16 protein-coding genes are annotated in these 19,409 nt (G+C 25.1%); 5 read left to right on the plus strand and 11 right to left on the minus strand.

The window, feature by feature from the left end:
• Positions 1–290 precede the first annotated feature (290 nt).
• The 8 genes from T364_RS0108875 to T364_RS0108910 form a co-directional block, all read right to left on the minus strand.
• Positions 291–1,052 (minus strand): SDR family NAD(P)-dependent oxidoreductase, encoded by a 762-nt coding sequence (locus T364_RS0108875; protein ID WP_027129275.1) that lies wholly within the window; start codon positions 1,050–1,052, stop codon positions 291–293.
• Between the two features lie 9 nt (positions 1,053–1,061).
• The gene (locus T364_RS0108880) at positions 1,062–2,225 is read right to left on the minus strand and encodes a L,D-transpeptidase family protein (RefSeq protein ID WP_051532710.1); all 1,164 of its coding nucleotides are present in this window, start codon (positions 2,223–2,225) and stop codon (positions 1,062–1,064) included.
• Positions 2,226–2,235: 10 nt separating this feature from the next.
• On the minus strand, positions 2,236–2,499 hold the full coding sequence (locus tag T364_RS0108885) for a putative Se/S carrier protein (RefSeq protein ID WP_027129277.1): 264 nt from the start codon (positions 2,497–2,499) through the stop codon (positions 2,236–2,238).
• Between the two features lie 10 nt (positions 2,500–2,509).
• Positions 2,510–3,085 carry a sulfurtransferase-like selenium metabolism protein YedF gene (yedF, locus tag T364_RS0108890; protein ID WP_027129278.1) on the minus strand — a complete coding sequence of 192 codons (576 nt, stop codon included), beginning with the start codon at positions 3,083–3,085 and terminating at the stop codon, positions 2,510–2,512.
• 2 nt (positions 3,086–3,087) lie between these two features.
• Positions 3,088–4,830 carry a selenocysteine-specific translation elongation factor gene (gene selB / locus T364_RS10810; protein ID WP_051532711.1) on the minus strand — a complete coding sequence of 581 codons (1,743 nt, stop codon included), beginning with the start codon at positions 4,828–4,830 and terminating at the stop codon, positions 3,088–3,090.
• Positions 4,830–6,230 (minus strand): L-seryl-tRNA(Sec) selenium transferase, encoded by a 1,401-nt coding sequence (selA, locus tag T364_RS0108900; RefSeq protein WP_027129279.1) that lies wholly within the window; start codon positions 6,228–6,230, stop codon positions 4,830–4,832. Before selA ends, selB begins: the two co-directional genes overlap by 1 nt.
• Before the next feature lie 21 nt (positions 6,231–6,251).
• Positions 6,252–7,229 (minus strand): selenide, water dikinase SelD, encoded by a 978-nt coding sequence (selD, locus tag T364_RS0108905; protein WP_051532712.1) that lies wholly within the window; start codon positions 7,227–7,229, stop codon positions 6,252–6,254.
• An 88-nt stretch (positions 7,230–7,317) separates the two neighbouring features.
• Positions 7,318–8,649 carry a sodium:solute symporter family protein gene (locus tag T364_RS0108910; protein WP_027129281.1) on the minus strand — a complete coding sequence of 444 codons (1,332 nt, stop codon included), beginning with the start codon at positions 8,647–8,649 and terminating at the stop codon, positions 7,318–7,320.
• A gap of 223 nt (positions 8,650–8,872) precedes the next feature.
• Here T364_RS0108910 and T364_RS0108915 point away from each other — a divergent pair, with 223 nt between their 5' ends.
• The 4 genes from T364_RS0108915 to T364_RS0108930 are packed head-to-tail and all read left to right on the plus strand — an operon-like array spanning position 8,873 to position 14,967.
• Entirely contained in the window at positions 8,873–10,300 is a 1,428-nt protein-coding gene (locus tag T364_RS0108915; RefSeq protein WP_027129282.1) for a TolC family protein, read from the plus strand.
• Positions 10,290–11,408, plus strand: a complete 1,119-nt coding sequence (locus T364_RS0108920; RefSeq protein WP_027129283.1) for an efflux RND transporter periplasmic adaptor subunit — start codon at positions 10,290–10,292, stop codon at positions 11,406–11,408. The genes T364_RS0108915 and T364_RS0108920 overlap by 11 nt, the downstream gene beginning before the upstream one ends.
• Before the next feature lie 9 nt (positions 11,409–11,417).
• Entirely contained in the window at positions 11,418–14,483 is a 3,066-nt protein-coding gene (locus tag T364_RS0108925; protein ID WP_027129284.1) for an efflux RND transporter permease subunit, read from the plus strand.
• Positions 14,476–14,967, plus strand: coding sequence for a GNAT family N-acetyltransferase (locus tag T364_RS0108930; protein ID WP_035945607.1), 492 nt, complete (start codon positions 14,476–14,478; stop codon positions 14,965–14,967). Before T364_RS0108925 ends, T364_RS0108930 begins: the two co-directional genes overlap by 8 nt.
• A gap of 48 nt (positions 14,968–15,015) precedes the next feature.
• Here the strand turns inward: T364_RS0108930 and T364_RS0108935 are convergent, their stop codons facing one another.
• The 3 genes from T364_RS0108935 to T364_RS0108945 all read right to left on the minus strand — a co-directional run bounded on the left by T364_RS0108935 (position 15,016) and on the right by T364_RS0108945 (position 18,297).
• Positions 15,016–16,437: a sensor histidine kinase gene (locus T364_RS0108935; RefSeq protein ID WP_245596697.1), complete on the minus strand. Its 1,422-nt coding sequence runs from the start codon at positions 16,435–16,437 to the stop codon at positions 15,016–15,018.
• 245 nt (positions 16,438–16,682) lie between these two features.
• Complete coding sequence (locus tag T364_RS0108940; RefSeq protein ID WP_035945609.1) at positions 16,683–17,369, minus strand: response regulator transcription factor; 687 nt, start codon at positions 17,367–17,369, stop codon at positions 16,683–16,685.
• A 97-nt stretch (positions 17,370–17,466) separates the two neighbouring features.
• The gene (locus tag T364_RS0108945) at positions 17,467–18,297 is read right to left on the minus strand and encodes a phosphate ABC transporter substrate-binding protein (RefSeq protein ID WP_027129288.1); all 831 of its coding nucleotides are present in this window, start codon (positions 18,295–18,297) and stop codon (positions 17,467–17,469) included.
• A gap of 225 nt (positions 18,298–18,522) precedes the next feature.
• On the opposite strand from T364_RS0108945, the gene pstC reads away from it, so the two are divergent.
• The gene (gene pstC / locus T364_RS0108950; protein WP_027129289.1) at positions 18,523–19,401 is read left to right on the plus strand and encodes a phosphate ABC transporter permease subunit PstC; all 879 of its coding nucleotides are present in this window, start codon (positions 18,523–18,525) and stop codon (positions 19,399–19,401) included.
• Positions 19,402–19,409: the final 8 nt, after the last annotated feature.

Genomic DNA, 19,409 nt, shown 5'->3' on the forward strand with positions numbered 1-19,409 from the left:
ATATTAAAAAAAAAAGATAACAATATTTTTTATTTTTTGTTCGATATTTAAGTTTTTATCTCTTTAGTTTTAATAGTTTTTAAAAAAAATAATTAAATATTTGTTCGATTTATTTTTATTTTTAAGAAAAAAATAGATATTAATACAATTTTTTCTACATAATATATTAAATAAAAAGACAAAATCTTTATTATTTTCATAAATATAAAATTTTTGTAATTGAAAATATTTTTATAGAGATAAATTTTATATTTATAAAAAGAAGATATTAACTTAATAATATCCTCTCTTTATTTTAATTTTTTTAATTGTATTTTTTTTAAAAGTTTTAATTCTAATTTTCTAGGAATAAATTTCCCCATAAATACTAAAATTTTATTGATAACCCCTGGTATCGACACTTCTTTTTTATTAAAAAAATCTTGTACTATAATTTTAGCAACTTTTTTCGATTCCATAGTATAAAAGTTCTTTTCTTTATCCATTCCTACAAATTCTGTTTTAGTTGGTCCTGGATAAACTCCCATAACTTTAAAATTTTTATCTCCTAATTCTTCTGCAATACCATTGGTAAAAGAAGAAACAAAAGCTTTTGTTCCATAATACACTGCAAAATATGGTCCTCCACTTTGAAAGGCTGCTGTTGATGAAATATTAATTATTCCTCTAATTTTATCAATATTTTCTTCTAAAGATTTATTTATAAATTTATAAGTAATATACACAAGAGACTTGATATTTAAATCTATCATTTTTTCATTATTTTTATAATCTATATTATAAAACTCCCCCAAAAATCCAACTCCTGCATTATTTATCAATATATCTATAGATATTTTATCTTTATCTAATATTTTAAAAATTTTATCAATATTTTCTTCTAAAGTAATATCATAATTTAGAGGAATAAAATCTTCACCATATTTATTTTTTAATTCTAAAAGTTTTGATTCTGTTCTTCCAATACCAAATACTTTATGATTTCTTTTTATAAATTCAGATACTAATTGATAACCTATTCCTTTAGTAACTCCTGTAATTAAAATATTCATAATAACCTCTTAGAATATTATAAACATAACATTTTCTTGTGGCTTTTGATAGTTTGAATTTTGATTTCTCTCATCTCCTAATATCCAATCAAATAAAAATTTAGCATGAGAAACTGTATTTCTTATACATTTTCTTGTTCCTTTAAAAGTTCCAAGTCCATCTTCTTTTTGTTTTAAAAAGAAATCTTCATTGTCTACTTCAACATGGTCAACAGGTGTTCCATGTAAATATCCACCACCACTAAATCTTATAGCATATCTTGCTATTCCCATATCAGCTCCATAAATATCTCTGTATCCCATTTCATATTTAAGTAATGGAACTATAAAAGACCCCCTAGGAGTTTCAAATCCTAATTGACTTTCTAAACCTGTTTTTGCATAAATATATGAAATCAAAGTCCATTCTCCATTTATTTTTTCAAAAGCTGCTAAGTTTTGATTTTCAATATCAACAACAATGGCTTTTTCAAATCCCTCTTCTATTTTGGGATTATATGAAAGATACTTTTTGTCAATAACTAATGGAGATTCTGGAATTCCTTCTACTTTTACTTCTGCTTTGTTTCCATTAATTTTTAAAACACTTAACACAGACCTATCTGGAATATGTAATTCAATATTTTCTTTTTCATAGACTCCAACTATATTTTGGTCTATTGAAATCCCATATTTATCCTTTGTTCTTTTCATATCTTTATTATATGGATTTGGTAAATATGAGTTTGTGGAAGCTAATTTTATATTATTTTGATTATTTTCATTTATAAATTTTTCTACATCTTTTATTCTTTCTAACATTTTTTCAAATCTAAATGTTTTTACATCAACATTGTTTCCAAAAACATATCCAATTCCTTTTGAAGTTTTTACTTTATACCAATAACTTTCTCCAACTTTAACCTTTTCTAAAAGTTGATATTTTGTGTTAAATGGAGCATTGTATATAACTTCTGATTTTGGATTTGGTTCCTCTCTAATAATAGCATATAAAGTTTTTATAAAAACATAATCTAACAATTCTGGCAAATCATCTTCTTTATATTTTATATCAACCTTTATATCATCATGTATTAAATTATCATATCTATTTTCTACAACTATATTTGATTTTTTTCCAAATATAATTGTAGTAAATAATATAAATATAATTCCAATTAATCTTTTTTTCACAAATTTCCCCCTATAAATTAATTATATTTTTCTTAAATCCTTTTTTTTCTACTAGAGAAATTTTTACTTCTAAACTTTCTCTATTTACTATTTCTTTAACTTTTTCTAAATATTTTTCTTCTAATTTTACAGCTAATCCACAATTTGCAGAAATTTCTGTAGGTAAAGGTATTATTCTGCATTCTATATTTTCATTTAATAAAATTTTTTCTACTTTTATAACTAAGTGAGTAGACTCTGCTGATACAACTAAAAATCTTTCTTCTAAAACCATTTTATCTCCATTAAACTCTTATTATTTTTGTAGCTTTAAGTTGTCTTTCAACTATAGTGTACATATTAGTTAAACTTCCAACTTGTAATTTATCTTGTAAACCATAATAATTTACACAAGTTCCACAAGCTATAATTTCAACACCCATAGCTTCTAATTTTTTTAAATCCTCTATAGTATTTTTATTAACAGTTGCAAGACATACACCTTTATTATAAAGAATAACTGTTTTTGGTAAAACTTCCATTTCAGTTAAAGAATATATAAATCCTTTTACTAAAATTTCTCCTAATTCTCTATCACCTTTTCCCATTTCGTCAGAATCTATTACAACAACAATATTTTCTTCTTTTACTTCATCTTTTTTCTCTTCTTTTGTTTTTGTAATTACAACTTTATAATTTCCTTCTACTTTTTCAGATTTATAACTAAAACCCAACTCTTTTCCTAATTTTTCCAAATTTTCTTTAGCAGTCTCATTATCTACTAATACTTCTACTTCCCCTTCTTCTATTTCATTTAAAGCTTTTTTAGTCATTATAACAGGGATAGGACAAAGAAATCCCACAGCATTTACTTTTATCATAATTATTCTCCTTTTATATATCTTATATTTTTTCTATTTACCAAAAAATTTATTTTTTCTAGCTTATTTATAAGAAGAATTGCAATATCTCTATTTGTATTTATCAATTGTCTAAATTCTCCTAAAGTTATTCCTTTCTCCTTATTTTCTTCACTTTCAAAATACTCTTTTAATAACTTCATACTCTCTTTAAAATATCCAGAAAGAATAAATCTATTCTCACCTAAATATTCTAACATATTTTCCTCTACCATATATCTATGAATAGCTTGTATGTTATTTAATTGATAACCATTTTTTATTAAACTTTCTTCTATTATCTCATATTTATATGGTAAAAATCTAGCATTTTTATATATACTAAAAATTTCTTCTTTTATTTTTTTGTCATCTTTAGTAAGTTTTATTTTAAAATCTACAAGGGAAATTTTTCCTTGAATTACTTTTATTTTTTCTAATGATATAAGTTCTTTTATAATTTCTTGTAAATTTTCAACTCTATTAGAAAAATTTTTTTCTAATTCTTTTATTTCAATTCCTTTTTCTAAATAATTTTTTTTATGAAAATCTAATAAAAAATTTAAAATTTTACCTATATTTATCTCTTTATTTTTATTTTCAAAACCTAGCAGAATATTTTTTAATTCTTCAATATATTCATCATATTCTATAGTTTTTTTTCTAACCTTTTTTCCAAAAACTTTTAAAATTTTTATTCCACCTAAAGTTATAAGTGGTGTATAATTTCTTATTATTCCTAATTGATTTTGGAAAAAATAACTTTCTTTTTCTAAAATTATTTCACAGAGAAAATTATTTTTATATAATTCTTCTAGTATTCTTATTTTTCCTATAATTTCAGAAGTTCCAACATAAATTCTTATCTTCTGATTAGGTTTTATTTTATTTCCCTCAATTAAAGAAAGATATACATTTATAATTTCAGTAGATTTTAGATTATCTTCCTTATATAAAAAATCTCCTCTCTTAACCTCTTTATAATCAATACCAGAAATATTTAATGCACATCTATTATTTTTTTCAATATATTCTAATCTTTCTCCATGTTGCTCTATATTTTTTATTTTTATTTTAATCTTTTGTGGATAAATATATAAAAATTCGTCTTTATTTATTTTTCCCTCTCCAACACTTCCTGTAACAACTGTTCCAAACCCTTTAGGAGAAAAACTTCTATCAATATACATTAAAAAATTTTTATCTATCCTTTTAGTTTTTATCTTTTCAATGTCAAAAAATATTTTTTCTTTTAATTTTTCAAAAGAAGATATATCATTTATAGAAGTTTCCATTATAGGTAAATTATCCATAAAAGAGTTTTTAAAAGTTTCTTTTATATTTTCTTTTAATTCTTTTATTCTCTCTTCTGTTACTAAATCTTTTTTTGTTAGGACTATAATTCCATTTTTAATTTCTAAAAATTTTAAAATATTAAAATGTTCCACAGTCTGAGGCATAATTCCATCATCACAAGCAATTATAAAAATTATATACTCAATACCAGTTACTCCTGTAAGCATATTTTTTATAAATTTTTCATGTCCAGGTACATCTACTATTCCAATTTTTTTACCATTTTTTTCTAAAAAAGAAAAACCAATATCTATCGTCATTCCCTTTTCTTTTTCCTCTGGTAGTCTATCTGTATCTATTCCTGTCAAATATTTTATAAGTGTAGTTTTTCCATGGTCAATATGTCCTGCAGTTCCTATAATTACACTCATTACATCTCCATTTCTTTGCAAATTGAATGTATAATTTCTCCTAATTCTTCTAATTCTTCTTCAAATACTGTTTTCATATCAAGAATAAATTTTTTATCTTCTATTCTTCCTATTATAGGAATATAATTTTTTCTAAAATTTTCTTCTAGTTTATTTGGAGAAATTTTATTTTTTAAAAGTATTCCAAAACTTTCAATAAATTCTTCTGGCATACTTCCACCACCAATAGTTGCTTTAGTTTCTATAACTTCATTGTCAATATTTTTATCTTTTAAAATTTTAGAAAATTTATTGGCTCTCTCTTGAACCTTTTCTATTTTCTCTGTAATCATTCTTAAAGTTGGAATATTCTCCACAGCTTCTTTTTCATTCTGATAGATAGAAAATACTTTCTCTAATATAACTATAGTAATTTTATCAACTCTTACAGCTCTTAAAAATTGATTTTTCTTAAGTCTTTCAATATATTCTTTTTTTCCTACAATAATTCCAGCTTGACATCCTCCAAGAAGTTTATCTCCGCTAAAAGTAACTATATCTATTCCACACTCTAAACTTTTTTTAATTGTAGGTTCATTTTTAACTCCATATTTTGAAAACTCTATTAAATTTCCACTTCCAATATCTTCAATAGAAATTATATTATGTTTTTTTCCAATTTCAGCAAGTTCTTCTACTGTTGTTTCATGAGTAAAACCTTGTATTTTATAATTAGAAGTGTGAACTTTCATTAAAACTCCTGTTTCTTCTGTTATTTCTTTTTCATAATCTTCTTTATAAGTTCTATTTGTTGTTCCTACTTCTGATATCTTAGCTCCTGCAAATTTTATAATTTCAGGAATTCTAAAACTTCCACCTATTTCTACAAGTTCTCCTCTTGAAATAATTACTTTTTTATCCTTAGCAAATTCATTTAAACAAAGAACTACTGCAGCAGCATTATTATTTACTATTAATGCTCCTTCACTTCCAACAACATTACAAATTAACTTTTCTAAATTTTTATATCTGCTTCCTCTTTTTCCTGTTTCTATATCATATTCAAGATTATTATAACCAGATAATATATTTCCTACAATATTTCCTATATCTTTTGAAAATACACTTCTTCCTAAATTTGTATGGATAATTGTTCCTGTACAATTAAAAACTTTTTCGATATTTTTTCTTTTTTCTATTTTTAGTTTTTCAATTATCTCAATTAAAATTTTATTTTTTAAATCTTCTTCACCAGAAAAATCTTCTAAATCTTTTAAAATTATATTTCTATATTTTTCTATAGTTTCTTTTATACATGACAAAAAAGTGTAGTAAGCTACACTTTCTTTATACTTTTCTAATTTTTTCTCATTTAAGATATAGTCAATCTTCGGCAAAGCTCTCAATAATTCTTTTTTCATTTTATCTCCTTCAAACAATAGTTACCTTACAATGATTGGAAATTCTTTTAATTTTTCTACACTTCCCACTATTGCTGATTTTATTTTAAGCTCTCCTAACTCTTTCATAACATCATTTACATATTGAATAGGTATTGAGAATAAAAGTCCTCCAGATGTTTGTGGGTCAAATAAAATTTCTTCCATCTCAAAAGAAATATTTTCAAATTTTATTTTTCCTTCTAAAGATTTTCTATTTTTTTGCCCACTTCCTGTAATATAAAATTCTTTGGCATATTCTTTACTACCACTTAAGCAAGGAATATACTCAGACTCTATTACAAAAGTTTTTTCAGAAGCACTAGCCATTTCATAAAGATGTCCTAAAAAACCAAATCCTGTTATATCTGTACAAGCTGTCACAGGATATTTTGCTATTATTTCTCCAGCATATTTATTTAAAGTAGTCATATTTTCAATAGCTTCTTGAATTTCATTTTCTTTTACAACTTTCATTTTTGAGGCAGTTGTAATTATTCCTGTTCCTAAAGGTTTTGTAAGAATTAATATATCTCCCTCTTGAGAACCGTAATTTTTAAATATTTTATTAGGAGAACAGATTCCTGTTACTGATAATCCATATTTTATCTCATTGTCATGAATAGAATGCCCACCACTTAGGACAGCTCCTGATTCATAAATTTTTTCAGCTCCACCTCTTAAAATTTCTTCTAAAATCTTTATATTCTCTTTTTCTGGAAAACAAACTATATTCATAGCTGTAATAGGTTTTCCTCCCATAGCATACACATCACTTAAGGAATTTGCAGCAGCAATTTGTCCGAAAATATATGGGTCTTCTACCATTGGAGTAAAGAAATCTAGAGTTTGAATAAGAGCTGTATCATCTGAAATTTTATATACTGCAGCATCATCAGATTTTTCATATCCAACTATTAAATTTTTATCCTCTTTTACAGGAATTGTTTTTAATATATCTGAAAGAACCTCTGGTCCTATTTTACTTGCTCAGCCACCTATTGAACATCTATCTAATAATAGTTTCATTTTCTTCACCTCATCATTTATAAAATTTCATTTAATTATATCACACTTTACTAAAAATTTCTTTGTTATTTTTTTTACCTAGATATAATATAATTCCATTTATAAAATATGACGAGATAGATATATAATTTCCTAAACTTCCACCTATATTTTTTCCTATTAAGGCAATAACTCCTCCTACAACAATAGCTGTTATTACAACTTTTTCCTTTGCTCTAAATCCAAAAATTCCTAAAAATGTTGGAACTATAAAAGCACCTGAATAAATTGAAAGGGCTAATAAAAGGGTTGCTAATATATACTTCATTTTTATAGCTACTAAAATTGATAAAAAACCAAATACAACTATTAAAATTCTTGTTATAAAAATAGAATTTTCTTTTTTTAAATCCTTTATAAAAACTTGAGCAAATAATGATGAAGCTGTAAGTAAAGTTGTGTCAGCTGTGGAAATAACAGCAGATAAAATCCCAAAATATAAAGCTAAGGCTAAAAATTTTGATAATTTTTCTTGAGCTATAACTAAAAGTACAGAATCTCCCATTCCATTTCCACCAAAAATTTGTTGTCCATATATTCCAATTCTTGCAAGAATATAAGATAGTGGTAATAAAATTAAAATTGTCAAAATAATAGAATTTTTCATTGTTTTTTCATCTTTGGCACAGAAAAGTCTTGAATAAATATCAGGACCAACAACAAAAGTTGTAGAATATGATAACATCATAACTATTAAATCTATAAATTGGAATTTTTCATTAAACATAGGGGTAATATTTATAGTTATTGGTTCTTGATTTATAAATAAAAATGTAGAAACTACTCCAAAAATAATAAATCCAAGCTGAACTACATCTGTTTTTATAATTGAAAGTTGTCCTCCTAATAAAGTATAAATAATAAAAATCACTCCACTTAAAATAACTCCCTCTGTATAAGTTAGAGTTGTCATTATACTAATTATTTTAGCTGCTCCCATAATTTGAGAAGCTATTACTCCAAGCCATGCTATTGGAATTAAAAGAGAGGCTGCTTGTTGTACTTTTTCCCCATAAAAACTTCCAAGCATACTTGGTAAATTGTATCCTTTAAAATCTTTTATATATTTTACAAGAGGCAGAAGTCCACAAAAACCTAATGAAGCACAAATAACCAACCACATTCCTGCCCAACCTGAAGAATAAGCAAAATCAACACTTCCTAATATAACAGAACTTCCAACAACAGAAGCCAATAAACTTCCTGTAATTTGAATTATTCCAGCTTTTCTTCCAGCTATAAAAAAATCTTTATCATCTTTTATTTTTTTATAAGAAAGTCCACCCATTAATAACATAATAAAAAAATATAAAAATAAAAAATTTCTATTCATAAAATTTCTCCTTTTTTTAAAATACAAAAAATTATATCATACTTATATTTATTTTTTTATTTTTTGTTTTAAATAGGTTTACATTTAATTATTTACTGTTATTTTATTCTACCCTTATTTGACTTCTTTATATATAAGTAGTATAATATATTATTACAAAATAACTGATTAATAAAAATATAAATTTATGTTATTTTATAAATTTTTAAAGGTGGTACTTACAATGAAAAAAAAGATTTTTCTTCTTTGTTTTTCTCTTTTTATTTTAGGTTGTTCTAATCAAGATACTAGAAAAAATCTCAATAAAGAAAACACTCTAACAGAAAAAGAGTATTTAAAAAAATATGGAGATACTCTGTCTTTAGATGAAATTTTAGAAATAAATAGAGAAAGAAATTTAGATTTAAAAATAAAACAATTAGAAAGAGAAATTGCTACTTTAGACAAAAAAATTGCCTTTGGAAATTTTTTGCCTTCAATTAATGTTTTAGGAGGTTATACAAAATTAGATAATAATATTGATATTAATATTGATACAAGTTCTCTTACTAGTTTTTTCCCAATTCCAATACCTCCAGGAATTTTACCTAATTCTCTTTCTTCAAGACTTGTTGATGAAAGTTTTTATGCTTATGGAGTAGGAGTACAAATTCCTGTTTTTGTTCCATCAATATGGTTTTTATATTCTGCTAGACAAAAGGGAGAAAAGATTAGTGAACTTGTAGAAAATCTAACAACTAAACTTACAACTTTACAAGTTACAGGAGAATATTATTATATTTTAGCTCTACAATCTGAAGAAAAATATTTATTAGATGATTTAAAAGCAGCAAAAGAATTAGAAAGAAAAGCTAAGGTTTCTTTAAAAGTTGATGCTATACTTCCTTGGGAGCTTGATAAAGCCTCTACATTGGTGAAAGCTAAAGAATCTTCTTTAAAAAATAATCAAAGAGATTTATTAGTAGCTAAAATGAATCTTATGAAATCTTTAAATCTTAGTCCTTTGACTAACTTTACTTTAGAAGATATTGAAGTTGGAAATATTACCTCTCTTCCACCATTAGATGAATGTATATTTCAAGCAATTTCTGGAAATGAAGTTTTAAAAATCACTTCTATTTCTAAAGATGTTAGTAAAGATGTTAAAAAAATTGCAATTTCAAATTTCTTACCTAAAATAATTTTAGGTGGTGGTTATGTAAATAATAGTAATGAAATTTTTGCTGACCCAAGTTTTTTATACGGAAATGTTAGTGGAATTTTATCAATTTTCAATGGATTTAAAAATATAAATGAATATAAAAAAGCTGTTAGACAGCAAAAAATAGCTGAATTAAAATTAGAAAAAGAATTTTTAACAACTGTTATTGAAACAACAAAAGCCTATAACAATGTCGTAAAATCTATAGAGATGTGTGAAATAGCAAATCTTAACTTTAAAGCTGAAGAGGGAAAACTTAGACAGAAAAAAATTGAGAAAAAAGTTGATATGATAGATGATGAAGAATATTTTAAAACTTTAGCTAGTTACAATCAAGCTTTAAGTCTAAAGAAAAAAGCAGATTTTCAATATGAAATTGCATTAGGAGCTTTAAATATAGCTATGGGAAAAGAGCCTCTTAAGAAGGGAGAGAAAAATAATGAAATATAAATTTTTAAGTTTTTTAATGTTTTTAATTTTAATATCTGGTTGTAAAAAAGATATAGAACCTATTATCAGACCTGTAGAAACTTTTCAGGCTACTCTAATTCCAAAAACTTTAGAATATCAATATCCTGGAGTGGTTGCTCCTGAAAAAGAAGCTAATCTATCTTTTAGAGTGGCTGGACCTATAGATGAATTTAATGTAGAAATAGGTTCCTTTGTCAGTGAAGGAACTATAATCGCTAAGCTTGACCAAAGAGATTATAATTTACAATTAGAAGCTTTTAAAAATAAGGAAACTATGGCAAAAAATGGATATGAAGCTGCTAAAGCTATATCTGACAATGCAAAAAAACAATTTGCTAGAGTTGAGGTTTTATATAAAGAAAAAGCTATTCCAAAGAAAAAATATGATGAAGTTTTAGCTAGTTACAAAGCTGCTATTTCAAAAGAAAAAGCTATGTTGTCACAATATGAGGAAGCTAAAAAAGGAGTTGAAAATTGTCAAAATCAATTAAAAGACACTTACTTAGTAGCTCCTTATGATGGATATATTTATAAAAAATTTACTGATAATGGCTCTGTTGTGGGAGCAGGTTTTCCTGTAGTAGGAATTTCATCTTTAGGAAAAACAAAAGTAAAAATTAATATTTCTGAAAAAGATATAGATAAATTTTTAGATATAAAAGAAGTTTCTTTTATACATAATAATAAAAAATACCCTCTTGTATTATCTGATGTAAGTAGGGTTAAAAGTACTTTAAATTTAACTTATCCTGTTATTTTTAATTTTGAAGAAGACATAGATATTCCTGTAGATTCTCAAGGAATTGTATCTGTAACTTTTGATTCCAATGAAGAAAAAGGAATTATAATTCCTGTAGAAGCTATTTTTGAAAAAAATAATAAACCTAGTGTATGGATATATAAAGATGGAATTGTCAATATTAAAAATATTGAAGTAGTAAAACCTTATTTAGATGGAATGGTAATTGTTAAAAATATTAATCCAGGAGATAAAGTTGTAACTAAAGGTGTGCATGAATTATCTGAAAATCAAAAAGTAAATTTATTAGAGCCTTTTTCTAAAACTAATATAGGAAATGTTTTATAGAGGTGGCTTATGAAATTTATAGATTACTCAATAAAAAATACAATTGTTGTAAAATTTATGGTTTTTCTTTTAGTGATAGGAGGATTATTTTCTTATTTTAGATTAGGAAAATTAGAAGACCCAGAGTTTAAAATAAAAGAAGCTTTGGTAGTTACTTTATATCCTAATGCAGATGCTCACACTGTAGAATTACAAGTTACAAATAAAATAGAAGAAGCTTTACAAAAAATTCCTAATATAGATTTTTTACAAAGTGTATCTAAGCCTGGATATTCACAAGTAAAAATAAAATTAAAAGAATCTTTACCTAGTGATGAACTTGAACAATATTGGGATAATTTAAGAAAAAAAGTTGAAGATGCTAAAATAAATTTACCTTTAGGAACTCTTCCATCTATTGTATTAGATGATTATGGGGCTGTTTATGGTATTTTTTTAGCTGTTACAAGTGATGGTTATTCTTATTCTGAACTTAGAAAATATACTGATTATATCACAAAAGAATTAAACTCTATAAATGGAGTTGCTCAAGTTACTCAATTTGGTAAATTAACTGATGCTATTGAAGTTATAATTGATAGAGAAAAAATAAATTCTATGGGAATAAGTCCAAAACTTATTGCTACTTCTCTACTTAGTGAAAATATTATAACAGGTGGAGGAACTATTGATTATGGAGATTTAAGAGTTAATCTTAGACTTAATAATAAAGTTAATACTGTGGAAAAACTAGAAAACCTTATAATATTTTCTAAAAAACTTCCTGATGGAAATGATGAAATTGTACGTCTAAAAGATATTGCAACTTTTAAAAGAGATTATACAAAGCCAATATCTCAAAAAATGTTTTATAATGGTAAAATGGCTATGGGAATTTCGCTTTCTCCAGAAACTGGAAGTAACATAGTAAAAACAGGAAAAGTAATTGATAAAAAAATTATTGAACTAAAAGAAAAATTACCAACAGGAATAAATATAGAAAAAATTTATTATCAACCTGATTTAGTTACATCAGCTATAAACAACTTTATACTAAATCTTATTTTATCAATAATTACTGTTGTAGGAATTTTACTTCTTACTATGGGTGTAAAAAGTGGACTTATAATTGGAACTAACCTTGTTCTTTCAATTTTAGGAACTTTAATTTTTATGCTTGTTATGAAAATTGATATGCAAAGAGTTTCGTTAGGTTCTTTTATAATTGCTATGGGTATGTTAGTTGATAACTCCATTGTTATAGTTGATGGAATTTTAGTAAGAAGAAATTCTGGAATGGATATGGAACAAGCTCTTTTAGAGTCTACTCATAAACCAGCTCTACCACTTTTAGGAGCTACATTTATAGCTGCTATTGCTTTTTTACCAGCCTATCTAATGGCTAGTTATACAGGAGAATATGTAAGTTCTTCTTTCTGGGTAATTGGAATTTCTCTAATGTTAAGTTGGATTTTATGTCTTACTCAAACTCCTGTTTATTGCAAATTATATTTAGAAGATGAACCTATTTTAGCTCCTAGTGAAAGAGAAGAAAAAATTTACAATAAATTAAGGAATTTATTATATTATCTATTAAATAGAAAAAAATCCACTCTTTCTATTTTAGGATTAGCTTTTATAGTTTCTCTTTTAATATTCATAAAAATTCCAAAAACTTTTTTCCCTGATTCAGATAAAAAAGGATTTACTATAAGTCTTTGGGCACCAGAAGGAAGTAAAATAGAAGTTGTTGAAAAAGCTACAAAAGAACTTGGAGATTTCTTACAAAAAAATGAAAATGTAACTAAAGTAGTATCTACAATAGGAGCTTCTCCTGCAAGATATTATGTTTGTACTATTCCAGAAATGCCAAATTCATCTTATGGAGAACTTATAATTAATATTGATAAATTAAAAAATCTTAAAAAAGTTTCTGATTTAGCTCTTGATTATGCAAATAAAAATCTTCCTGGAATAGTGGTTACTTCTAAAAAATATCCAAATGGAGTTCCTACTGAATATCCAATAGAGATTGCTTTCTCAGGCCCAGACCCTCAAATTCTTAGAGAGTTAGCAGATAAAACCATTGATATTGTAAAAAAATCTCCATATATTCTTACAGCTAAAACAGATTGGAGAAATAAACTTTTAGTTTGGGAAGGAGATTATTCTCAATCAAAAGGTATTAGAAATAATGTAACTCCTATCGATATTACAACAGGACTTATGAGAACTACAAATGGAATTCCTATTGGAAAAATTCAAGAAGGAGATAATTCTGTGGCTGTTGTGTTAAAAGAAACTAGTGATATAAAAAATCAAATTAATAATATTACTCAAACTCCTATTTGGGGAGTGAATTTACAAGCTTTACCTCTAGCTAATATGCTAAATAATGAAAAATTAACTTTTGAAGAGGGCCAAATCTGGAGAAGAAATAGAGTAAGAACTATTACTGTTCAATGTGATATTCCTATGGAAGTTAATGCTGAAGAAGTTAGAAATGAATTTAAAAAAGAAATAAACTCTATAGAATTACCAAAAGGATATAAGCTTACTTGGCTAGGTGAATATGAAGAACAAACTAAAAATGTCTTAGCTCTATTAAAAGCTGTTCCTTTACCTGTAATTATAATGTTTACAATTTGTGTTTTACTTTTCGCTAGTATAAGAATTCCTCTTTTAATATTTTCTGCTCTTCCACTAGCTCTTATTGGAGTAGCGCCTGGATTATTTATTACTGGTAAAAGTTTTGGATTTATGTCCACTATTGGACTTGTTTCTCTTTCTGGAATGATGATAAAAAATATGATAGTTTTAGTTGATGAAATTAACTATGAAATTAATATTTTGAAAAAAGATAAATTTATAGCTCTTATTGACTCAGCTATTAGTAGAATTAGGTCTGTAACTTTAGCTGCTCTTACTACTATTCTTGGAATGATTCCTCTTTTATGGGACCCATTATATGGAGATATGGCAGCAACAATTATATTTGGATTATTTGTTTCTACTGTATTAACTCTATTTATTTTCCCTGTAGCATATGCTTTATTTTTTAATATAAAAGAGAAAAAAGGTGAGATTAATGTTTAATATAAGAGAAATGGTAGAAAATGACTGGGAATTTGTAAAAGAAATTTACGAACAAGCTCTTATAGAAGGAAAATCAACTTTTACAAAAGAAGTTCCAACTTATGAAAATTGGGATAAAAGTCATTTAAAAGATTGTAGATATATAATAGAAAAAGATAAAAAAATTATAGGTTGGTGCTCTTTAAGTCCTACATCATCAAGGGAAGTTTATAAAGGTGTAGTAGAAGTCAGTATTTATATTCATCAAAAATATAGAAATATTGGAGCTGGAAAATTTTTACTTAATTATTTAGTCAAAGAAAGTGAGAAAAAAGGTTATTGGTCTTTAATATCTTCTATAATTAGTAGTAATATAAATAGCATAAAATTACATGAAAAATGTGGTTTTCGTCAAGTTGGACACAGAGAAAAAATAGCAAAAGATATTTTTGGTATTTGGCAAAATACAGTTTTATATGAAAAAAGAAGTAAAATAATATTTTAAATTAATAAAAGGGATTCTTGCATTTTATTTGCAATAATCCCTTTTATTTTATTTCATTAAATAAAATTTAAAAATACTTCCCCCTTGTTCTTTAGATTCTACTTTTATTTCTCCACCAAATTGGTCTACTACCTCTTTAACTATAGATAATCCCAATCCTGTTCCGCCTAAATTACTTGTTCTAGCTTTATCTACTCTATAAAATCTTTCAAAAACTTTTTTTAATTTATCTTCTGGGATTCCTATTCCATTATCCTTTATTTTAAATTTATATTTATCTTTTTCTTCTAATATAAAAATATCTATTTTAGGGTTATCTGAATGATTATATATAATTCCATTTTCAACTAAATTTTTTAAAATAAGAATTAATTTCTCTTTGTCTGTATTTATAAATCCTTGATTTATTGAAAGTAAATCCCAATGAAATTCTATCTCTGCATTTTTTTCTTTTTTTATAATCGCCACACTATCATTTACTTGTTTTTCTATTTTATAGATTTCTTCAGGCATAATTTGAAGAATTTTTGAACTTTCTATTTTAGAAATATTTAAAAAATCTATTATAGTATTTTCTAATTTTATTACATTATTTTTTACAATATCTAAAAATTTTTTTCTAATCTCTTTTGGTGCATCTTCTAAAGCTATTAAATATCCCTTTATATTAGTTAAAGGAGTTTTTAATTCATGACCTACATTACTTATAAAAGTTTTCTGTATTTCTACTGTTCTTCTAATGCTAGTTATATCTTTTATAGTAATTAAAAATTGATTATTTTTCTTTATACTTTTTACACTTATTATAAAATATTCTTTTATTCCATTTATATATATTTCTTGTCTAATATCTTTTTTTTCTTGAATACTTTTTTTTATAACTGCTATAATCTCTATATATTTAAAAGCTTTTGTATATTTCTTATTATCTAAAATCAATAAATGATTCAATGAATTATTTCTTAAAACAAATTCTCCATTTTGGTCTATTAAACCAACAAAAGAATCTACTGAAGTAATTATTAATTTTAAAAGTTTTTTTTCATAATCTAATTTTTCTATATTATCAAGATTTCTTTTTTGCCATTCTTTCAAAACTTCCCAAAATTCAAATATCCATTTTTCTTCTTTTTTATAATAAAGAAGTTTCTCTGTATTTCCCTTTTCAAGATATCTTTTCATCTTCTTTATTTTATTTTCAAAATCTCTTTTTAAATAATTTATATAGAAAAAATGAATTATACAATTCAATACAATAAAAAAAGTTGTAAGAATTGTAGCAAAATATATAAGTTGGTCCCTTTTATCAGAATAATTTGTAGAAGTTCTTATTATATACTTATCTTCTTTTCCATATTTAACAGCATAGTAAGCATAATATTCTCCTAAAGTTTTACTTTTTCTTATATGAAATCCCTCATCACCAGCCAAAGCTGATATAACTTCTTGTCTATCAAGATGGTTATCCATTGAATTTTCATTTCCTTTAGAATCAAAATAAACTTTTCCCTCATAATCTATTATGGTAAACCTTATATTACTATTTGAAAATAGTTTACCATACTCTTCAAAAGGTCTTCCTTGTGATATAAGAGTTACTAAAAGACTATCCTCTTTTAAAATTTGCTTTTCTCTTTCTTCATAGACTTTTGAAAGTAAATGGTAGTTAAAAATAACAAAAATTATTTCAAAAAATAGAATTATTATCCCTGTTATTATTTCTTTTCTTTTAATTTATAACCAACTCCTTTCACAGTGTGAATAGAATCTGATAAAAGAGGAATTTTTTCTCTAAGTTTAGAAATATATACATCAACAGTTCTATCTCCTGTATAGTAATTACTATTCCAAACTTCATCTAATATTTTTTCTCTTGTTACAACTAATCCTTTATTTCTAACTAATAACAATAATAAATCATATTCTTTTTTAGAAAGTTCTATTTCTTCCCCTTTTACTAGTACCATACGTGTATCTATATCTAACTCTATATCAGAAAACTTATATATTCTCTCTTCTTTTTTTTCTTGTTTATCTTCTTTCAATAATTTTTTTACTCTTAAAACTAATTCTCTAGGGTCAAAGGGTTTTTTTAAATAATCGTCAGCTCCTATTTCTAAACCTTCTAATACATCTTCTATTTCTGTTTTTGCAGTTACCATTATTATTTTAGGATTTCCATATTCTTCTGGTAAACTTCTCACTATTTTAGCAAAATTTTTTCCATCTATTCCAGGTAACATTAAATCTAAAATTATAACATCACTTTTTTCTTTTTTCAAAATTTTTAATGCTTTTAATCCATCATCAGTTTTATCAACTTTATAATTTTCTTTTTCAAAAAAATATTTAATTAATTCCTGTATCTCTAAATCATCTTCTACTATTAAAACTTTTTTCATTTTTATTTTCACCTCTTTTCTATTATAACACAAACTAACTCACCTAAAAAAATTTTTTAAGTGAGTTAGATAAAATCCTATTTATTTTTGTTTTTTACTATCTTTTAATAAATCCTTCTGATTCTACTATTCCTTGACCTTCTGGTGAAACTGCAAAGTCAACTAATTCTTTTAAAGAACCTTCTCTATTGCTTGGAACATACCAATAAACCTCTCTTGCTATTGGATAAGTTTTATTAGAAACATTTTCTTTAGTAGGTAATATTCCATCAACTGCTAAAGCATGAACTGAATTATCCATATATCCCATTCCAATATATCCTATAGCATATTTATTGGATTTTACTTCTTGTTTTATTGCTTCATTTGATGGCATATATAATGTTTCATTTCCATATTCCAAATTATTTTTTTCTCCACCTCTAACTACATGTTCTTTAAAAAATTCATGAGTTCCTGAAGATGAATCTCTTGATAAAGTAACTATTTTAGCATCTTCTCCTCCAACTTCTTTCCAGTTAGTTATTTCTCCTCTAAATATTTTTCCAAGTGTTATAGAATCTAAACCTTTAACAGGATTTTTTTCATTTACTATAAGAGTTATTCCATCAAATCCCAATACTACTTCTTCTACAGATAATCCAATTTCTTTTGCTTTATCATATTCTGATGATTTCATAGCTCTTGAAGCCATTGCTATATCTGTTGTTTTATTAAGTAAAGCAGAAATTCCAACTCCTGAACCTCCTCCAGTAACTGCTATTTTTGCTTTTGGATTCTTTTGCATAAATTCTTCTGAAATTCCTTGTGTTACATTTAAAATAGTATCTGACCCTTTAACTTGAATAACTTTATTTTCTTTAGCTCCTCCACACCCTGTTAATAATGCTCCTAATACTAAAATACTAGCCAAAAATGTTTTTTTCATAAAATTTACCTCCATTGAAATATTTATTTAAATTTTTATTGTTTAACATCTTTTACAGAATTAATCTTAAACTTTTTTTGTTAAACTATTATTAATCCAATGTAAAAACTATGTAAAAAAATTTTTACATAATTTTTACATTAGATTTACTTTCTCTTTACAAAAATGTTATATAATCCTTTCCGTAAACAATTTTAAATTTTTATAATGAGGTGAAATTATCTTATGAATAATGTAAGGAAATTTTTAGATTCATCTGTTAAAAAATTTCTTTTGACCACAGGAATATTAAATATTGTAATAATATTTGTTATGTTTTTGTTTATTTTTATCAACGGTATTCAATTTTTTAAACATTCTAGTGTATCAGATTTTTTATTTGGAACTAAGTGGATATCTCTTTCTGGAATATATGGACTTATTCCTTTGTTAGTAGGTTCTTTCTGGGTAACAATAGTAGCAATTCTTATTTCAGTTCCATTAGGAATTTTAACAGCAGTTTATATTTTTGAATATGCTCCTGGAAAAATAAAAAATAATATGAAAATATTAATTGAAATAATGTCTGCAATTCCATCTGTTGTTCTTGGATTTATTGGTCTATATGTTTTATCAGGTCCAATAAAAAATTTATTTAATCTAAATAGTGGTCTTACAAGTTTTACTGGTTCCATTATGCTTGCTTTTATGGCTCTTCCTACTATTGTAACAATGACAGAAGATGCCCTTAACGCTTTGGACCCATCATACAAAGAAGCTTCTCTTGCTTTAGGAGCTACAAAAATAGAAACTATTTTTAATATTTTATTACCAGCTGCTTTTCCAGGAATTTTTGCTGGTATTATGTTAGGGTTTGGTAGAATCATAGGAGAAACTTTAACAGTTTTAATGGTTACTGGAAATGCTCCTATTATTGCAAAATCTCCACTTTCTTCTGTGAGAACTATGACAGCAACAATTGCTGCTGAAATGGGAGAAGTAGTTCAAGGAAGTGACCACTATTTTGCTCTATTTGCTATCGGTATTATTTTATTCTTAATAAGTTTTATTACAAATACTATAGCTGACCATTTTGTAACTAAAGCTCGTAAGTTAAAAAATTAGAGGTGAAA

This window comes from Fusobacterium perfoetens ATCC 29250 (assembly GCF_000622245.1).
Lineage (GTDB): Bacteria > Fusobacteriota > Fusobacteriia > Fusobacteriales > Fusobacteriaceae > Fusobacterium_B > Fusobacterium_B perfoetens.